17 protein-coding genes are annotated in these 19,294 nt (G+C 57.0%); 7 read left to right on the forward strand and 10 right to left on the reverse strand.

Annotation, left to right across the window (positions count from 1 at the left end; translation table 11 throughout):
- Positions 1–81: 81 nt before the first annotated feature.
- Complete coding sequence (locus DK510_RS17905) at positions 82–330, forward strand: hypothetical protein (RefSeq protein WP_058275565.1); 249 nt, start codon at positions 82–84, stop codon at positions 328–330.
- Here DK510_RS17905 and DK510_RS17910 read toward each other — a convergent pair.
- Positions 318–593: a DUF167 domain-containing protein gene (locus tag DK510_RS17910; RefSeq protein ID WP_109313354.1), complete on the reverse strand. Its 276-nt coding sequence runs from the start codon at positions 591–593 to the stop codon at positions 318–320. The genes DK510_RS17905 and DK510_RS17910 overlap by 13 nt on opposite strands.
- Positions 594–731: 138 nt before the next feature.
- Between DK510_RS17910 and DK510_RS17915 the strand changes: the two genes are divergently transcribed.
- Positions 732–1,310, forward strand: coding sequence for a nitroreductase family protein (locus tag DK510_RS17915; protein ID WP_109313238.1), 579 nt, complete (start codon positions 732–734; stop codon positions 1,308–1,310).
- Positions 1,307–2,005: an EI24 domain-containing protein gene (locus tag DK510_RS17920; protein ID WP_109313239.1), complete on the forward strand. Its 699-nt coding sequence runs from the start codon at positions 1,307–1,309 to the stop codon at positions 2,003–2,005. Before DK510_RS17915 ends, DK510_RS17920 begins: the two co-directional genes overlap by 4 nt.
- 3 nt (positions 2,006–2,008) lie before the next feature.
- Here DK510_RS17920 and DK510_RS17925 read toward each other — a convergent pair whose 3' ends face one another.
- Positions 2,009–2,284 carry a DUF1467 family protein gene (locus DK510_RS17925; protein ID WP_058275562.1) on the reverse strand — a complete coding sequence of 92 codons (276 nt, stop codon included), beginning with the start codon at positions 2,282–2,284 and terminating at the stop codon, positions 2,009–2,011.
- A 21-nt stretch (positions 2,285–2,305) separates the two neighbouring features.
- A complete protein-coding gene (mce, locus tag DK510_RS17930) occupies positions 2,306–2,710 on the reverse strand; it encodes a methylmalonyl-CoA epimerase (protein ID WP_109313240.1) in 405 nt (134 codons plus the stop codon).
- A 134-nt stretch (positions 2,711–2,844) separates the two neighbouring features.
- Here mce and DK510_RS17935 point away from each other — a divergent pair, with 134 nt between their 5' ends.
- Positions 2,845–3,561 carry a response regulator gene (locus DK510_RS17935; RefSeq protein WP_109313241.1) on the forward strand — a complete coding sequence of 239 codons (717 nt, stop codon included), beginning with the start codon at positions 2,845–2,847 and terminating at the stop codon, positions 3,559–3,561.
- 247 nt (positions 3,562–3,808) lie between these two features.
- On the opposite strand, the gene aspS is transcribed toward DK510_RS17935, so the two are convergent.
- The 4 genes from aspS to DK510_RS17955 form a co-directional block, all read right to left on the reverse strand.
- Positions 3,809–5,584, reverse strand: coding sequence for an aspartate--tRNA ligase (gene aspS / locus DK510_RS17940; RefSeq protein ID WP_109313242.1), 1,776 nt, complete (start codon positions 5,582–5,584; stop codon positions 3,809–3,811).
- Between the two features lie 78 nt (positions 5,585–5,662).
- A complete protein-coding gene (locus DK510_RS17945) occupies positions 5,663–6,334 on the reverse strand; it encodes a CPBP family intramembrane glutamic endopeptidase (protein ID WP_234999131.1) in 672 nt (223 codons plus the stop codon).
- Entirely contained in the window at positions 6,331–6,978 is a 648-nt protein-coding gene (locus DK510_RS17950; RefSeq protein WP_109313243.1) for an aminotransferase class IV family protein, read from the reverse strand. Before DK510_RS17950 ends, DK510_RS17945 begins: the two co-directional genes overlap by 4 nt.
- The gene (locus DK510_RS17955) at positions 6,933–8,060 is read right to left on the reverse strand and encodes an aminodeoxychorismate synthase component I (RefSeq protein WP_109313244.1); all 1,128 of its coding nucleotides are present in this window, start codon (positions 8,058–8,060) and stop codon (positions 6,933–6,935) included. Before DK510_RS17955 ends, DK510_RS17950 begins: the two co-directional genes overlap by 46 nt.
- Before the next feature lie 176 nt (positions 8,061–8,236).
- Between DK510_RS17955 and carB the strand changes: the two genes are divergently transcribed.
- Both carB and DK510_RS17965 read left to right on the forward strand, forming a co-directional pair.
- Positions 8,237–11,581, forward strand: a complete 3,345-nt coding sequence (gene carB, locus DK510_RS17960; protein ID WP_109313245.1) for a carbamoyl-phosphate synthase large subunit — start codon at positions 8,237–8,239, stop codon at positions 11,579–11,581.
- 310 nt (positions 11,582–11,891) lie between these two features.
- Positions 11,892–12,770 carry a glycosyltransferase family 92 protein gene (locus DK510_RS17965; protein ID WP_109313246.1) on the forward strand — a complete coding sequence of 293 codons (879 nt, stop codon included), beginning with the start codon at positions 11,892–11,894 and terminating at the stop codon, positions 12,768–12,770.
- Between the two features lie 669 nt (positions 12,771–13,439).
- Here DK510_RS17965 and DK510_RS17975 read toward each other — a convergent pair.
- The 3 genes from DK510_RS17975 to DK510_RS17985 are packed head-to-tail and all read right to left on the reverse strand — an operon-like array spanning position 13,440 to position 18,000.
- A complete protein-coding gene (locus DK510_RS17975) occupies positions 13,440–16,487 on the reverse strand; it encodes an efflux RND transporter permease subunit (RefSeq protein WP_109313248.1) in 3,048 nt (1,015 codons plus the stop codon).
- 11 nt (positions 16,488–16,498) lie between these two features.
- Positions 16,499–17,536, reverse strand: a complete 1,038-nt coding sequence (locus DK510_RS17980) for an efflux RND transporter periplasmic adaptor subunit (RefSeq protein WP_109313249.1) — start codon at positions 17,534–17,536, stop codon at positions 16,499–16,501.
- Positions 17,533–18,000: a MarR family winged helix-turn-helix transcriptional regulator gene (locus DK510_RS17985; RefSeq protein ID WP_058275550.1), complete on the reverse strand. Its 468-nt coding sequence runs from the start codon at positions 17,998–18,000 to the stop codon at positions 17,533–17,535. Before DK510_RS17985 ends, DK510_RS17980 begins: the two co-directional genes overlap by 4 nt.
- Before the next feature lie 168 nt (positions 18,001–18,168).
- Here DK510_RS17985 and DK510_RS17990 point away from each other — a divergent pair, with 168 nt between their 5' ends.
- Positions 18,169–19,293, forward strand: coding sequence for a beta-ketoacyl-ACP synthase III (locus DK510_RS17990; RefSeq protein ID WP_109313250.1), 1,125 nt, complete (start codon positions 18,169–18,171; stop codon positions 19,291–19,293).
- Position 19,294 lies beyond the last annotated feature (1 nt).

Below are 19,294 nucleotides of genomic sequence, written 5' to 3' on the forward strand. Positions count from 1 at the left end.
GCGCGGAGCCGCGCCAATCACCACAGCCCGATTGGTAAGCTACGGGTTGCATTGCATTCGGCTGACCTGCACTCTGCTTTCATGTTTTCGATTGAGCATGAATTCGACTCGACAGTCATTACTCTGGTGGACGAAGGCCCAAAGCCTTTGCAAGAGGATGTCGTCATCAACAGCTTCGCCGAATGTGTGACGCTTGAACAATTGGACCCGCGCACGGATCAGATTCAGAGGATCACGTTATCCCCTGAACAGGTGCGCGATCTGGCGGCGGCTTTAGATTTGCCGGAAGGCGTGTACCAAATCCGGGAAACACCGGATCAGGGTAAATAGACAAATACCTTGTCGCGCGACGCCTGCCCCCGCCTGAGAATCAGAGTAGACGGTGCCACCCCCATGGCCACGGCCAATATGTTACGCGCCGCCTCGTTTGCCTTGCCGTTTTCGGGCGGCGCGGTGACGAAGATGCGAATGTTTCCCTGATCGGTCAAAATCCCATCCTTCGCAGCTTTCGGCGTGACCCGGACCTCGATCCCTTCATCGGGTACGGCGCGCGCGCCCGGATCCGGTACATTTCGCAGCTTTGGTTTGGCCATCTTCCCTTTCTTCTTCTTGAACACCCTTGCACGAACGCTCAGGGAGTGAAATTGATCTCCTGCATCCAGCCACTTGCCCTTGAAACCCGCCAGATGTTCAACCACATACACAACCGCCTATGTAAAGGAAGTTAACATATGTCCTTGAAGAATCCGGCCGCTCTGGAGTTTCTGCAATCGCGCCGGTCGCGCCCTGCAAAAACGCTGATTGAACCCGCGCCCACGCGGGACCAGCTGTCACCCCTGCTGACCGCCGCTGCACGCAGCCCGGATCATGGCAAGCTGGAACCCTGGCGTTTTATCGTGCTTGAGAATAGTGCCATGCCGCGCCTTGCGCAATTGACCGAAGAATGTGGCTCGGCGCTGGGTAAATCCGCTGAGGACATAGCCAAGGTCCGCAATCAGTTCGACATGGGCCATCTGGCGGTCGCCGTGATCGAGGTTCAAAAACCCTCCGCGAAAATCCCTGCAATCGAACAGACCTATTCCGCTGGCGCAGTGTGCCTGGCTTTGCTGAACGCGGCACTTGCTGCGGGTTGGGGCGCAAACTGGCTGTCCGGTTGGCAGACCCACGACCGCGACTTTTGCCAAAAAGCGTTCGGGCTGCAAGAAAACGAACGCGTCGCGGGTCTGGTCCATATCGCGACCGAGGGCAAAGCACCGCCCGAAAGACCCCGCCCCGACGTGGATGGGTTGACGCAGTGGGTTTCGGAATGACCATTCTCAACGCCTTTTTTGCGGCGCTGGGACAGATCGGCGACCCAAAGTTCCGGGCTGTCCTGTTGCGCGGCGTTGGTCTGACGATCGTTTTGTTGATCGCCGCCTGTGCTTTGGCGATCTGGCTGATCAACCGGCTGTCGGGGAACGAAATCTCTCTGCCCTTTATCGGTGCCGTGCCGTGGCTGAACGACGTGCTGAACTATTCCGGCATCTTTGTCGTCCTGATCCTGCCAATATTTCTGATGGTCCCGGTGGCCTCGGCGATTACGTCGATGTTTCTGGAAGACGTGGCGCAAGCGGTCGAAGACAAGCATTACCCATCTTTGCCTGCTGTGCCCGGCATTCCGTTCAGCGAAAGCCTGCGCGACGGGCTGAGCTTCATGGGAGTTTTGGTCGTTGCCAATCTGCTGGCCCTGATCCTCTATGCGATCTTTACTCCGCTCGCCCCCTTCATCTTCTGGGGCATGAACGGTTTCTTGTTGGGACGGGAATACTTTACGTTGGCTGCCATGCGCAGGTTGGGTCGGGAAGGTGCACGTAAGCTGCGCGCCAAACACGCAACGACCATCTGGATGGCAGGCATTTTGATGGCGATCCCGCTATCCGTGCCCCTGGTGAACCTTGTGATCCCAATCCTTGGCGTCGCAACGTTCACCCATATCTACCACAAGCTATCAGGGCCTATGGCTTAAAGATCAGCCGCGCGGCTCCAGCTGGTTCAGCCAGTCGAAATCACGCACAGAAATCACGCCGGACAGGATGATGCCTGCTATAATGGCCCAGAGCACCACCGTGATACCGGTGGTGATCCACATCTTTTTCTTCAGGTGATGCTCTTCCGGTGCGCCCGCGTGGGTGCCCGGAACGATATCACCCAGATCGCCCTGCGTCTTGATGCGGATTGGCAGCACCACCAGCAAGGTCATGAACCAGATCACGGCGAACAGAACGGCCGCACCAGTAATCGACATCTCATCCCCTCCGGGGTTAGGTTACACCTGTTCCAGCTCGACCAGGCAGCCGTTAAAATCTTTGGGGTGCAGGAACAGCACTGGTTTACCATGCGCACCGATCTTGGGCTCACCCGAACCCAGCACGCGTGCGCCGGTTTCCTTCAGGTGATCGCGGGCAGCGATGATATCCTCGACCTCATAGCAGACATGGTGGATGCCGCCAGCGGGGTTCTTTTCCAGAAACCCGTTGATCGGGCTGTCATCGCCCAACGGATAGAGCAGTTCGATCTTGGTATTGGGCAGTTCGATGAACACAACTGTGACGCCGTGATCCGGCTCATCCTGTGGCGCGCCGACTTTCGCGCCCAGCGCGTTGCGGTACTGCTCAGAGGCGGCCTCAAGATCGGGTACGGCAATGGCTACGTGGTTCAGTCGACCAATCATGGAACTCTCCTCTATTCTGCGTTGCAGCGGTTATGGGGGCAGATTGAACAAAGAACAAGTGCGCCAAATTGCCGTTAACGCCCTGTTAGCCAGAAGTTCCTAGCGTGAGGTATCTGCTGATTAGGAGTTCCGCCATGGACGATTCGAGCCCCTTCGCCTCTCCCGCGCAGCCGACGGCCACGCGGCCCCTGCTGGGACAAACTATTCTGGTTGTGGAAGACAGCCGCTATGCCTGCGACGCCATCCGCTTGATGTGCCTGCACAGCGGCGCGCGCATCAGGCGGGCGGATTGCCTGCAATCGGCACGGCGTCACCTGCAGATCTACCGCCCCTCTGTCATCATCGTGGACATGGGTCTGCCGGACGGGTCCGGCGCGGATCTGATCGCCGATCTGTCTGAGGCTGCGCCTCGTATTGGGGCCATTCTTGGCATGTCCGGGGATGACCACATGAAACGCACCGCAATGCGGGCCGGTGCCGACGGGTTTCTGGCGAAACCCCTCAAATCGCTGGCCTATTTTCAGAGGTCCGTCCTGGAACGTTTGCCCGAAGATCGCCGCCCCAGCAGCCTGCATGCCGTCCGGGATGAAATCATTAACGCCGATCCGTTGGCCTATCAGGATGACATGGCCCATATCGCCGACATTCTGGCTGGTCCGAATGATCAGCGCACGCTGGATTACGCGGCACAGTTTCTGCGCGGGGTTGCCCGCGATGCCGAGGATACGGTTTTGGCCGAAGCGGCCCAGCGGCTTGCCGAGTCCCGGGCAGACGGGACCCCAATAACGGCCGTGGCCGCTCAGGTCGCCGGGATTGTGCAGACCCGTTTGGAACAGCGTGAGGCGATTTGAGATGATGATCGCTTACTTCATAACCGCAACGATCCTGTGCCTTTGGGTCTACTGGCAAACCCGCGCTACCGCCCGTGATATTCGCTCCAGCCGGAAGTCATTTAGGGTCCCATGGGAATAGGTCGCCAACAAACGGGCTATGCAGACCTGTGACCAAGCTATGAATACCGGTCCATTGCCATGACCTTTGCACAAGCGCAAGCCATGAGAAAACCCGCTGCAGGGTAAGCAGCGGGTTTTGTTATTATCAGTCCTGAGGGATGATCCGCAGGCCCAGCTCCATCATCTGATCCGAAGTCGGATCGGATGGCGCATCCATCATCAGGTCCTCGGCACGTTGGTTCATGGGGAACATCATGACCTCGCGGATGTTGGCTTCATCGGCCAACAGCATCACGATACGGTCGATACCAGCGGCGCAGCCACCGTGCGGCGGGGCACCATAATGGAAGGCGTTGAACAGCGCACCAAAGCGGCTTTTGACTTCATCCTCGCCATAGCCTGCCAGCTCAAAGGCCTTCAGCATGATCTCGGGCTTGTGGTTTCGGATCGCACCCGAAACCAGTTCATATCCGTTACAGGCGAGGTCGTACTGATAGCCACGCACGTCCAAGGGGTCCCCCAGCAGCGCTTCCATCCCACCCTGCGGCATCGAGAACGGGTTGTGTTCAAAGTCGATGGCACCGGATTCTTCGTCCTGCTCGTAGATCGGGAAGTCCACGATCCAGGCAAAGGCAAAGCGGTCCTTCTCGGTCAGGTTCAGTTCCTCACCAATCACATCACGCGCTTTACCAGCGACCTTTTCAAAGGCTTTCGGCTTGCCACCCAGGAAGAATGCCGCATCGCCGACACCCAGATCCAGTTGCTGACGGATGGCCTCGGTGCGTTCGGGACCGATGTTTTTGGCCAGCGGACCGGCGGCCTCCATCCCTTCGCCCTGATCGCGCCAGAAGATGTAACCCATGCCGGGCAGACCCTCTTTCTGAGCAAAGGCGTTCATGCGGTCGCAGAACTTACGGCTACCACCGGTCGGCGCGGGGATGGCGCGGATTTCGGTGCCTTCCTGCTCCAGCAGCTTCGCGAAAATCGCGAAACCAGACCCGCGGAAGTGGTCGGAGACCACTTGCATTTTAATAGGGTTGCGCAGGTCCGGCTTGTCGGAACCGTACCACAATGCAGCATCCTTGTAGGAAATCTGCGGCCATTCCTGATCGACCTTACGCCCTCCGCCGAACTCTTCGAACACACCGGTTAGAACCGGCTGGATCGTGTCGAACACGTCCTGCTGTTCGACAAATGACATCTCAAGGTCAAGCTGGTAGAAGTCGGTGGGCGAGCGGTCGGCCCGCGGGTCTTCGTCACGGAAGCAGGGCGCGATCTGAAAATACTTGTCGAAGCCCGACACCATGATCAGCTGTTTGAACTGCTGTGGGGCCTGCGGCAGCGCGTAGAACTTGCCCGGGTGCAAACGCGACGGCACAAGGAAGTCACGCGCGCCTTCAGGCGACGATGCGGTGATAATCGGTGTCTGATATTCTCGGAAGCCCTGATCCCACATGCGCTTGCGCATCGAGGCGACAACGTCCGAACGCAGGGTCATGTTCTGCTGCATCGCCTCGCGGCGCAGGTCCAAGTAACGGTAGCGCAGACGCGTTTCCTCGGGGTATTCCTGATCTCCGAACACCATTAGCGGCAGCTCGTCAGCCGCGCCCAGCACTTCCAGTTCACGAACGTAAACCTCAATCTCGCCAGTGGGAAGCTTGGCATTCACCAGTTCCGGGTCACGTGCTTTGACGGTGCCGTCGATGCGGATACACCATTCCGAACGTACTTTCTCCAGCTCGGCAAAAGCTGCACTGTCACCATCACACAGAACCTGTGTCACGCCGAAATGATCGCGCAGATCGATGAACAGCACGCCGCCGTGATCTCGTACCCGATGCACCCAACCGGACAGGCGGACGGTTTCACCGACATTGGCGGCGGTCAGTGCGGCGCAGGTGTGGCTGCGATAGGCGTGCATGGATATATCCCTTCGGGCGCAGAATTCGTCGCGCCGATACACCCTGTCAGGCTTGGAAAGTCAAGGCAGGTCGCGCTGTCAAAACGGCCTTTGCACGTTGCCGGAATAGAAATAGATGCCCAGACCCGCCGCAAAGATGATATTTCCCGCAATCGCGTGCAGCAGGACCGCATAGACAAACGACCCGCGTTGGCGGTAGGCCCAAGTGAACAACAGCCCTCCGCCAAAGGTCATGACGGCGACGATCCAGCTCCAGTACATCAGGTGGGCCAGCGAAAACAGGGACGCGTTCAGAAGGTAAGCCGCCTTACCGTTTGGCAGGATCGCCTGGTAGCGGCGGAAGAACAGCGACCGGAACAAAAGCTCTTGCGGCAGGGCCGAAGCAATCGGGTAAGCCAGCCAGATCACTGTCAGGAATTCGGGCCGGTAGATAAGCATGCGAAATGCAACATCCGGTCGCATCGCCATGACGACCGCCGAGCAAAACGCCGCCATGGCGACAGTGAAGAGAGCGAGCTCGCGCCACGTCCAATTGCGCCAATTGTACCGAAGTTCGGCCCAGGCAAAGCCAGGTGTGTAGTGGAGCAGGATGATACCGATGGCCGTGAACGTGAACAGCGACGGAAACATCCAATTCGGAGGGAAGAAGACTGCAATCAGAACTGGTACTGCGACAAAGAACAGACCGAACTCCAGCCGTAGCCGCCCGTGATGCGCCCCTTCATGCGCCCAATCGCTTTGTTTGCTCACAATACCGCCAACTCCGCCCGGATCAGGCCACGTAAGGAATTCCCTACGAAAACTTTTTCCGCGTTTTTCAGATCGGTCAAGAACAAGACGCTTTCGGTAACCTGTTTATTATCAATCAGTTCTTCACGCAGAATTCCCGGAAGCAATCCGCAGGTCAGCTTTGGCGTCAGACGTCGGCCGTCCGGCATGTGCAGGAACAGGTTGGTGATGGTCCCTTCGCACAGTTCGTCACGTTCGTTCAGGAACAGAAATTCGTCTATTCCGTCCGGCAGCGATGCGCGGGCGGTGTCATAAACCGCGCGTTGTGTTGTCTTGTGCTGCAACCAAACATCCGACGCGGCAAGCCGCATATCGGTGACCGTGACCCGCCATAATGGTGGGTTATCGGCCAAAGCTCCGGTTGTGACATCGTATGTTCCATCAACTGCCAGCGTAAGCCGGCACCGCAGAGGTGATTGCCCTACGACATTGTCCAGTGCCTGGATAGCGGCGCCCGCATCGAAAGGAATGCCCATGGCCGCAGCTGACCGAGCCATACGGGCCAGATGCCGATCTCGGCGAACGAACCCTTGCCCGGGTCGAAAGGCCAGTGTTTCGATCAGGCGGAAGTCAGGGTCAGCTGGTGGGCAAAGCGAGCTTTCCATAGCGCTTCCTCATATTCCGATGGGGCCGTGCTGTCCCAGATCACTCCACCGCCGACGTTGAGGGTGGCCGAGCCATCCTCGACCATCAGCGTCCGGATCGCCACATTGAATTCTGAACGCCCGTCCGGCGCGGCCCAGCCGATCGCACCGCAATAAACATCGCGAGGCCAGGGTTCGAGATCGGACAAAATCTCCATGGCTCGAATTTTGGGAGCACCGGTGATGGAACCGCAGGGAAACAGAGCCGTCAGGATATCGGACAGCTCGGCGCCCATGTGCAGCTGCGCCTGCACCAGCGAGATCATCTGATGCACAGTCGCATAGGTTTCGACCTTGAACAGCTCGGGCACCTTGACGGATCCGGGCATCGCGACGCGGCTGATATCGTTGCGCAACAGATCCACGATCATCAGGTTTTCAGCCCGGTTCTTTTCGTCGACCGCCAGGAACGCCCGACGCCGGGCGTCTTCGGCCATATCCTCGCTGCGGGGTTGGGTCCCCTTCATCGGGCGGGTTTCGATCCCGCGGTCCGCGTTTGTGCGAAAGAACAACTCGGGAGACCGGCTGAGTAGATCGGGCAACCCATCCTGCTGGATCAGCGCGCCGTGACCTACGGGCTGTCCGGCCGTGAGCGCGGCATAAAGCGCGGCGCTGTCGCCCTCTATAGTCATATCAATCGGGAATGTCAGGTTGGCCTGATAGATATCCCCTGCCCCAATGGCGTCATGCACGTGTCGAAACGCCTGCGTGTACCGTCCCTCGTCCCAACGCGGTTCAAAATGGGTCACCCCGCCGGATGCAGCGGGCAATTCCCGCTGAATGGGGCGATCATAAACGCCGAAGCATAGTAAAGGCAGCCGGCGGCCATCTGGCATGCGGTCATACAGACGCGGTTCCAGCACGTACCCAAGCTCATAGCTGGCATAGCCGGCCAACCAAGCCCCTTGCGCGCGCGCCTCGTCCAGCGCCTCCAACGCTTGGGGCACGTCCTCCGCATTGTCCGCGCGGATCATCTCGGCTGGCCGGTCAAAACTGGTTCCTGACCCGGCTGGCCCCTGATCAAAACGAATACGCAATTGCATCCTCATTTGCCGTGCTGCGCGGTATAGAGAATACGCCGCCAAGGGAAAGGGGGGAAAGCGGCAATTTCGCCCCTGTTTCCGATCCCCCTTGCACCTTTTCGCGCGGTCCCTATAACGCAGGACAATTTGGGCGCTTGGGGGTGCCCTGAATCGCGGACAATCGAAGGAACGTGGCCATGCCGAGAAGAACCGACATTCAGTCGATCATGATCATCGGGGCGGGCCCCATTGTTATTGGTCAGGCTTGCGAGTTCGACTATTCCGGCGCTCAGGCCTGCAAGGCACTACGGGAAGAAGGATACCGGGTCATTCTGGTGAACTCAAACCCCGCCACGATCATGACCGACCCCGGGCTGGCCGACGCGACATATATCGAACCGATCACGCCAGAAGTTGTCGCCAAGATCATTGAAAAAGAACGCCCCGACGCGCTGCTGCCCACCATGGGCGGGCAGACCGGCCTGAACACCTCGCTTGCGCTGGAAGAGATGGGCGTGCTGGACAAGTTTGGGGTCGAGATGATCGGTGCCAAGCGCGACGCCATCGAAATGGCTGAAGACCGCGCCTTGTTCCGCGAGGCGATGGACCGGCTGGGCATCGAAAACCCCAAGGCCGAGATCGTGACTGCCCCCAAGAACGAAAGCGGTAAGAAAGACCTGGACGCCGGTGTGGCGCTGGCCCTCGAAACCCTTGAAAATGTAGGCTTACCCGCGATCATCCGCCCCGCCTTTACGCTGGGCGGCACAGGCGGCGGCGTGGCTTATAACCGCGAAGACTATATCCATATTTGTCGGACCGGCATGGATGCCTCGCCAGTGGGCCAGATTCTGATCGATGAAAGCCTTTTGGGCTGGAAAGAATATGAGATGGAAGTGGTGCGCGACACCGCCGACAATGCCATCATCGTCTGCTCCATCGAAAACATCGACCCGATGGGCGTGCACACGGGTGACTCGATCACCGTTGCCCCGGCCCTGACGCTGACCGACAAAGAATACCAGGTCATGCGTAATCACTCGATTGCCGTGCTGCGCGAGATTGGGGTCGAGACCGGTGGATCGAACGTACAATGGGCGATCAACCCGGTCGACGGACGGATGGTCGTGATCGAGATGAACCCGCGCGTATCCCGGTCTTCGGCGTTGGCGTCAAAGGCAACCGGCTTCCCGATTGCCAAGATCGCGGCCAAGCTGGCCGTCGGTTATACGCTGGATGAGCTGGACAACGACATCACCAAAGTCACCCCTGCCAGCTTTGAGCCGACCATCGACTATGTTGTCACCAAGATTCCGAAATTCGCCTTCGAGAAATTCCCTGGGTCTGAACCTTATCTGACCACCGCCATGAAATCGGTGGGTGAGGCCATGTCTATCGGCCGTACCATCCACGAATCGATGCAAAAGGCGCTGGCTTCGATGGAATCGGGTCTGACCGGGTTTGATGAGGTGGAAATCCCCGGCCTGAATGTCGGTGTCTGGGACGAAGCCGTCGACAAGGCCGCCGTTATCAAGGCGATTAGCCAGCAGACGCCCGACCGTCTGCGCACCATTGCTCAAGCAATGCGCCACGGGCTGACCGATGATGAGATCTTTGGCGTCACCAAGTTCGACCCTTGGTTCCTTGCCCGTATCCGCGAGATCATCGAAGCCGAACGCCAAGTGCGCAAAGACGGCCTGCCCGTGACCGAGGAAGGCATCCGTAAGCTCAAGATGCTGGGCTTTACTGACGCGCGTTTGGGAAATCTGACTGGTCGTGACGAAGACAACGTCCGCCGGGCGCGCCGCAATCTGGGCGTTACAGCCGTGTTCAAACGCATCGACACCTGCGCCGCCGAGTTCGAGGCGCAGACGCCCTATATGTACTCGACCTACGAAGCCCCCATGATGGGTGACGTAGAATGCGAGGCACGTCCATCTGACCGCAAGAAAGTCGTCATCCTTGGCGGTGGCCCGAACCGGATTGGTCAAGGCATCGAGTTCGACTATTGCTGCTGCCACGCCTGTTTCGCGCTGACCGACGCTGGTTATGAAACCATCATGATTAACTGCAACCCCGAGACCGTGTCGACCGACTACGACACCTCGGATCGTCTGTATTTTGAACCTCTGACTTTCGAACACGTCATGGAAATCCTGACGAAGGAACAGGAAAACGGCACCCTGCACGGCGTGATTGTTCAGTACGGCGGTCAGACCCCCCTGAAACTGGCCAACGCGCTGGAAGCCGAAGGCATTCCGATCCTGGGCACTACTCCGGATGCCATCGATCTGGCCGAGGATCGTGAACGCTTTCAGGCGCTGGTCAATGATCTGGGCCTGAAACAGCCCAGAAACGGTATCGCATCAACCGACGCGCAGGCGCTGGATATTGCTGAAGAGATCGGTTTCCCGCTGGTGATCCGCCCCTCTTACGTTCTGGGTGGTCGCGCGATGGAAATAGTGCGCGATATGGATCAACTGAGGCGCTACATCAACGAGGCCGTGGTCGTCTCGGGCGACAGCCCAGTACTGCTGGACAGCTACTTGGCTGGTGCAGTTGAGCTGGACGTGGACGCGCTGTGCGACGGCACTGACGTGCATGTGGCTGGCATCATGCAGCATATCGAAGAGGCGGGCGTCCATTCCGGCGACTCGGCCTGTTCGCTGCCGCCCTACTCGCTATCGGCAGAGATTATCGATCAGATCAAGGGCCAGACGTTCAAGCTGGCCAAAGCGCTGAACGTTGTCGGCCTGATGAATGTGCAGTTCGCGATCAAAGACGATGAGATCTACCTGATCGAAGTGAACCCGCGCGCCTCGCGGACAGTACCGTTTGTGGCTAAGGCGACCGACAGCGCAATTGCTTCGATTGCAGCGCGCGTCATGGCCGGTGAGAAACTGTCGAACTTCCCCATGCGCCCCGCTTATAAGGAAGGTCAGGACACCAAGATTGCCGACCAGATGACGCTGGCCGATCCGGACATGCCTTGGTTCTCGGTGAAAGAGGCTGTTTTGCCTTTTGCCCGCTTCCCCGGCGTCGACACCATCTTGGGCCCGGAAATGCGTTCCACTGGCGAGGTCATGGGCTGGGACCGCGACTTCCCGCGTGCTTTCCTCAAGGCGCAGATGGGCGCAGGCATGGTTCTGCCCTCTTCGGGTCGTGCATTTATCTCGATCAAGGACGCCGACAAGGGTGCGGCCATGCTTGAAGCCGCTCAGGTTCTGACGGAACAAGGCTTCTCGCTTGTCGCGACCCGAGGCACACAAAGCTGGTTGGCCGAGCAGGGCGTTGCCTGTGAGATCGTCAACAAGGTCTATGAAGGCCGCCCGGACGTGGTCGACATGTTGAAAGACGGTCAGGTTCAGCTGCTGATGAACACCACCGAAGGTGCGCAGGCGGTTGAGGACAGCAAAGCCATCCGCTCTATCGCTCTGTACGACAAAATCCCGTACTACACGACTGCTGCCGCAAGCCACGCCGCCGCGCTGGCAATCAAGGCGCAGACCGAGGGTGATGTCGAGGTTAGATCGCTGCAGGGCTGATCGGCCTTAACCTGCTTACAGGACCGAACGTTTCGCGCGCCCGTTGACCTTATGTCCCCGGGCGCGCATCTTTTCTGTGATTGAGCAGAGGAAAAAACAAATGCGTAAGTTTATGGTTTTAGCCGCAATGATGACGCTTGCAGCGTGTGATGTGCCCTTTGTCCCATTGATCTGAAACAGGTTTATTCGCTGATTTGTGTTACCCTTTCACGATATGGGCGGCCAACAAGAACAGCTTGTCTAGGTGATTTGCAATCTCGCCAAAAACCGGTATGCATCCGGCGAAAAGAGATAGTGTGTACTATAGGCCATGCGTGTCCCCCTCTACACCTCGGAGAACAATAAGATCAATTCTATTCGATCTTCCATTCGTCAATGGAATGCACAGCGCAAACAAAACCGCAAGAAACAGCGAAAGTTGAGAAATCTAGGAACTTATGACAATCAACTCTGCGTCCTAGGTATTTTCAAAAACGAAGCACTGAATATTCGAGAATGGGTTGAACATTATAAGTGGCAAGGCGCTGACAAGGTTTTTCTGATAGACAACGGCAGCACAGATAACTCGATGGAGTTGCTATCTGAATTTATTGATTCCGGTTTTGTTGAGGTGATATCGCTGCCAAAACGCCACAAGCAATTGCACCACTATTGGCGGGCTTTCAGACATTTTGAGATTGCTAAGCGGTTTAGGTGGCTGATCGTGGCTGACTTGGATGAGTTTTGGTTTTGTAAGGACGGAGAATTACTGCCAGAGGCGTTGCGTGCATACGAAGATATTGATGTGATTTATGTCAACTGGTCCATGTTCGGCAGTTCTGGACATATCAAACACCCCACTAGTTTAAGGTTGTCACTACATCAAAAGTGGCCACACCTTTATCCACACAAAGGTAGAAAGTACGCCGTTAGGACGAGTGTTATTAAGAAGGTGTTGCACCTATCAATGCATTCCGTGCGCGGCGCAGACTCGTCGCGAACCGTGTCAGACAACCAGAAATTTCAAATTAATCACTACGCAGTTCAAAGCCGTGAGTTTTGGACCACCGTTAAAATGACCCGTGGGGATGCATTTAACCAGCATACCCACAACGCACGTCAACTTGAGTTCCTCAGCTTTTTTGATGCTCAATGTAGCGAGGAAGACATCCTACTGGCGGAGATGGTAGCATCGCTCCCGTCAAAGTAATATTCATTCACCGGAATTGCGAACGCGTACTGGTTTCATTTTCTGACTAGGAAGAGATGGAAAAGCCTTAAAGAAACTTGAAACAAGCAGTTCGTCAGCGATTTCAGAAATTAGTCCGTGTTTCCCGAGGGTCGCTTTGGGGCAGTTCCGCGCTTTCACGGGGATCTGCATCAAAATTTGCTTGGAATTGGGTTGCAAATTTTGGAAGGCAGCCTCCTTTCTCAATAACCAGAGTTTAACCCAGCTCTGTGATAACCTAACGAGACTAAACCCACCTATCATCAACAGACGGGACGTCATCGAAAGTGACGGATCATTTTCCCTATTAAGCCGAATTCAAACTACCTTACGACTTCGGCTCAGCGACACATGACAAAAAGCGAAAGCTCCAATTCAACACCGATTTTTGGCAGGCATACCGTTTGATATTTGCGCGCTTCAAGTTCCTTTCCGGCGCTCGCGCCGTTCTGCATCGTGCCCTCCGGCCTACTTTGGTTTACGTCGTGGCACGTCCATACGATTGGGCTGCTAAAGTCACGCGGCAGACTTATCCCGCGAAAAACACTGGCATCTGAAACGCAGGCCGCGGTTGACCTTGTCGACTGATCAAAATACCCGGCCGGATAAACCTCTGGCCGGGTTTGAAGGTATTGATGAAGGGCCTCGCCGTCAAACTGCAGCTTCTTTCATCTCACGCTTTTCATCCCGCGAGAAGAAGATCATGTAGAAGACGGGCGCTGCGACCATCGTCAGGATAGTCGCGAAGGCCAGACCGCCCATAATCGTTACCGCCATGGACTTGAAGAACGCATCCGTCAGCAACGGCGCCATGCCCAGAATAGTGGTGATCGCGGCCAGCATCACTGGGCGCAGACGTGAGACCGAGGCCTCGATGATCGACTCGCGCAGACCTTTGCCGGTTTCGCGGACCAGATCGATTTCCTCGACCAAAACAATGCCGTTCTTGATTAGCATCCCCGACAGGCTGAGCAGACCCAGCAGCGCCGTGAAGGTGAACGGAAGACCAGTACCCAACAACCCGATAACCACGCCATTCACGGACATCGGCACCAGCAACCAGATGATAATCGGTTGACGGACAGCGTTGAAAATCAGCACCGAAATCAGCACCATGATCAGCAGGCTGACCGGCAACTGACGACCCAGGCTTTCGTTGGCGTCACCGGCGTTTTCGAACTCGCCACCCCACTCCATGCGATACCCTGCGGGCAGCTCCATCTCTTCGATGGCAGCGCGCACTTCCGAGTGGACCTGAGCCGCCGTTAGACCCGCCGGAATTTCGGCGCCGACAGTAATGGTCAGCACCCGGTCACGTCGATGAACCAGCGTGTTGAGTGATTTGTACTCGAACCCGTCGACCATCTGTTCGATTGGCACAAACTTTTCGGACTGATCCGAGTACACGACCTGATCGACGATCGAGTAATCTCCGTCCGCAGGGCGGCGGATGATGATCGGGATCAAACGGTCGCGTTCCCGGAATACACCCGCCCTAATACCATCGGTCGAAAATTGCAGCGTTCCGGCGATATCTTCACGGGTGACACCGGCAGTCTGCGCTCGTTCTGTCGCATAGATAGGCTGAACCGCCAGTTCTTTTTCACGCCAGTCCTGATAGACATGCAAAGCGTTCTCGGACGCACCGCGCATCCGCTGAATCGCCTCGTCCGCAAGCTGCCGCAGAACGGCCGGATCACTGCCCGAGAACCGGGCCTGGATCGGATCACCGCCGCCAGGGCCAAAGATCAGACGCTTGGTGCGGAACTCGCCTTCCGGGAATTGAGCCGAGCCAAACGCCTCTAGATCAGCCTGCAATGCGGGAATGTCATCCAGAGTTTCGGTACGGATGATCATGTGGCCATAGCTGGGGTTCGGTTTCTCTGCCGAATAGGTCAGCAGAAACCGGGTTGCCCCCTGCCCAACAAATGTGGTGACGGCAACGACATCGTCGCGTTTGTCCAGCCATTCTTCGAATACGGCCATATCCTCGGCCGTTCGCGCGATGGGCGTACCTTGCGGCAGTTTGTAATGCACGAAGAACAGCGGCGTGTTCGAATCCGGGAAGAACTGCTGTTTGACCAGTCCAAACCCGGCGAAACAGGCAACAGTGACGCTAATCAAACCGGCAACAACCAGCCAGCGGAACCGGAGCGCCCAACGCAGGATGCTGCCGTAGACACGGAACATGATCCCGCCATAGGCATCCACAGCGCCTGCCTCACCCTGCTTGAAGAAATAGTGGCCCAGCATCGGTGTCACCGTCAAAGCCAGCACCCAGCTCAGCAGCAGCGAGATACCGATTACAGCAAACAAAGAGAACAGGAATTCACCCGTCGCATCAGGGCTAAGACCGATCCCTGCAAAGGCCATGATCCCGATGACGGTTGCGCCCAACAACGGGATTTGCGTCTTGGAAGCAGCTTCATCCGCGGCATCGCGCGAGTTTTTCCCGCGCAGCATCGCGATCTGCATGCCCTCAGCCACAACGATGGCGTTATCCACCAACATACCCATCGCGATGATCAGCGCACCCAACGAGATCCTCTCCATCTCGATTGAGAACATCGACATGAACAGCAGCGTTCCCACCACGGTCAGCAACAGGGTTGAGCCAACAACAACCGCCGCGCGCCATCCCATGAACACCGCGAGTACGATAACCACAATGGTCACGGACATGGCGAGATTAACCAGAAAGTCATTCGAGGCCTGCTCGACCACCACGTGCTGTTGGTAGATCGGCAGGATTTCGACGCCAAACGGGATTTGCGAGTCCAGCTCGGCGAGTTTTGCATCAGCGCGTTTGCCGACCTCGACAATGTTTTCGGTAGACAGACCCGCAATGCCCAATGTGAAAGCTTCGGTCCCGTTGAACCGGATCATCACCTCGGGGTCGGTCTGGCGACCACGATACACGTCGGACATATCAAACAGGTTGATCACCTGCCCTTGCGAGCCTACCGACAATCCCGCAATCGCTGAGACACTGTCCGACCCTTCGGCAGTAAGGATGGTCGTGCGGTCATTCTCTGAGCGGACCGAGCCCGAAGCGTTCACCGAATCCGCATTGGCAATGGCCTCGTTGAGGGACTGCAGTGGCACATTCTGGTTCACCGAGATGGCCAGATCGGGCTCTACAAAGATCGCTTCTTGCGGCAGGCCCATCACTTCTACGTCTGCGACGCCTTCGACGGTCAGCAATTCGCGCCGCAAATAGGTCGACAGTTCGTGTTTTTCAGCATCTGAAAACCCATCAGCCGTTACCGCATAGAACAGCCCGAACACGTCGCCGAACCTGTCATTGACCAGCGGTGCCTGCACACCGGAGGGCAGACTGCGGGCCGTATCACGCACTTTGGCGCGCAGCTTGGTCCAGATTTCAGGTAATTCGGTTCCGTCATATGTCGATTGGATCTCAACCTCGATCAGCGAAAGACCGGGCTGGTTCACGGATGTGATCGTATCAACCTCACCCATTTGCTGGATGGCGGATTCTAGTGGCTCGGACACCTCCAGCGCCACCTGTTCAGCGGTTGCACCGGGATATTGGGTCACGATGACCGCGTTTTTGATGGTGAAGGCCGGATCTTCCAGACGTCCCAACGACAGGAAACCCCAGACGCCACCAAACAGGGCGATCAGGATTATCAGCCACGTATAGATCGGGCGATCAATAGATGCGCGCGCAATGTTCATTGATCCGCCCTTCAGTTTGCGAAGCCGACAAAGCGGCGAACGGCTTGGCCATTTGTCAAAGTGCTGCCACCCGCGACGACGATCTCATCACCATCGCTCAACCCGGTCAGAACACGGACTTCGCCGGTCTGTGTGGGTTCGATGGTAACCGGCACAAGCTGGACGGCGCCTTCATCGGCCCCAACTGGTGAAAACACCATGACGCCCAGACCGCCCTCTGCGTCCGAAATGATGGCCGTTGCGGGCACAACGATACCTGTCCGAGCGTCCTGGACCTTCACATTCACGGTCACCGACGAACCCGGCAATATCTGCAACCCTTCAGGTGGCGTGAGGCCAAATTGGATGCGGAAAGTCTGACCCACGCTCGAGGTTTCGGCGTCAAATTCCCGGATCTGCAGAGGGAAGACCTGGTCGCTGGTTGGAAACTTCGCCGTAATCGCAATGTCATCTTCCTGACCCGATCGTTGGAACAGGATTTCCGGAACATCTACTTCGATCCGCAATTCGGACATATCGTGGATACGCACGATGGGCGCCCCTGCGTTTACAGTCGTAAAAGCCTCGACCGTTCGGCGTGAGACCAGCGCGTCAAACGGCGCGGTCAGTGTCGCATGTTCCAGATCGTATTCTGCATCGCGGACAGCGATATCCGCCAGTTGCGCTTCGGTTTCCGCGTCATCCACCGCCACCTGGCTGGCTGTGGTTCCGCGCAAACGGGAAAGACGGGCTACCGTACGATCCGCCTGATCCATTTGCAGCACAGCGCGGTCATAACGGCGCTGGAATGGCTCCTGATCCAGTTGTGCAATCAGCTCACCCTTGGGTATCACGAACCCTTCGGTCACCGGCATTTCGACGATTTGCCCGGAAACCTGAAAGGCCAAATCGACCGTCTGCCGCGCAGCGACGCGACCAAAAAACTGGCGCGAGAAACCGGGCGATGTCTCTTGGACCATCATTAGTTTTACGGGCTTGGCGCTATCCTGCGCCAAAACGGAAGTGGCGAACACGGTCAGAGCGACGCTCAGTACAGTGAAGAGTTTCATTTCTTCAATCCCTCAGGAATTCCTGTTTTCATTATATTTTCCCGGATTTTCCGGGCCAGTCGTGCAAATTCGGCAGTTTCGTCAGCATCCAGCCCAGAGGCTCGGCGGAATAGGTCCCCCGCCTCGGACATCAGAACCTGTCGCATCTCAAGTCCCTTGTCGGTCAGAACCAACAACCACGCCCGACGGTCTTCCGGATCGCGTTGTCGGGTCAGGTATCCTGCCTCTTCTAGCGCGTCAGCGGTTGACGTGATGGTGGACGGCACCGTCAGCATGTCTGCAGCCAAAACGCCCATGCGTTTGGGTCGCTCAAGCTTGACCATCATATGGCATTCCTGATGGCTCAGCCCGACCTCTAGTGCGTCCAGGCTTTCTTCCAGTTTCCAGTACAGCGCATAGACCCCCATCATCGCCTGCACTTCGGGGCTGAGGCAGCGGATCAGCGCACTGTCGTCATGGGTCATCGGTGAATCCGTTTGTAACTTTGGCCCCGCATATACTTCGAAATATGAACTATTCAAGATGTGAAGTGGGTTTCAGCGCAAACTTTGACATTCCCTTGGGTCAACGTCTCTTGATCTAACCCATATATGACTGCATTTTGGGCGAATCCGAAACATTCAGGTCTTATCATGTACACGCCCGCGATCACTGGCTCAGGTGTTTTCACCCCCGAAAACGTCATCACCAACGCCGAGCTTGTCACGGCTTTCAATAAGTATGCCGACAAGATGAACGCCCAAAACGCAGACGCAATCGCGGCAGGTGAGATTGAGCCGATGCAGCATTCGTCGGAAGAGTTCATCTTCAAAGCCTCCGGCATCGAGAAACGCTATGTGATGGACAAGGACGGTGTTCTGGACCCTGACGTGATGCATCCCTTGTTGCGTCAACGTGGCGATGACGAACCGGGCATTATGACCGAGATGGCCGTGGACGCCTGCAAAAAAGCGCTGAAACAAGCCGGGCGCTGCGCCGAGGACGTTGATCTGGTGATCTGCGCTGCCTCGAACCACGAACGCGCCTATCCTGCCGTCGCCATCGAGATTCAGCAGGCCCTGGGCATCAACGGGTTCGGGTTTGATATGAATGTCGCCTGTTCTTCGGCCACTTTTGGGATTCAGGCCGCCGCGGACATGGTCCGCTCCGGCTCGGTCCGCGCCGCATTGGTGGTAAACCCCGAGATTTGTTCAGGCCATCTGGAATGGCGCGACCGCGATTGTCATTTCATCTTTGGCGACGTGGCCACTGCCACTTTGATCGAGCGGGTCGAAGACGCGAAGGGTCCGCATTTCGAAATTTTGTCGACACGCTGCGCGACCGAATTCTCGAACAATATTCGCAACAACAACGGCTTCCTGCGCCGTTCACGCCCTGACGGGGTGGTCGACCGCCGTGACATGCAGTTCATGCAGAACGGACGCAAAGTCTTCAAAGAAGTGCTGCCGATGGTCAGCAAGCACATCTCTGATCACATGGACGCGGAAGGCGTGAACAGCGATGACCTGAAGCGCCTGTGGCTGCACCAGGCCAACAAGACGATGAATGATTTCATCGGCAAAAAGGTTCTGGGGCGCGAGCCCGAAGCAAGCGAACAGCCCAACATCCTGCAGGATTATGCCAATACCTCCTCGGCCGGGTCCATCATCGCGTTTTCCAAGTATTCGGATGACCTGTCAGACGGAGATGTCGGCCTGATCTGTTCATTCGGTGCGGGGTATTCGGTGGGATCGGTGATTGTAAAGCGGCACGGGTGAT

It is taken from the genome of Ruegeria sp. AU67 (genome assembly GCF_900312795.1).
GTDB classification, from domain to species: Bacteria; Pseudomonadota; Alphaproteobacteria; order Rhodobacterales; family Rhodobacteraceae; genus Ruegeria; species Ruegeria atlantica.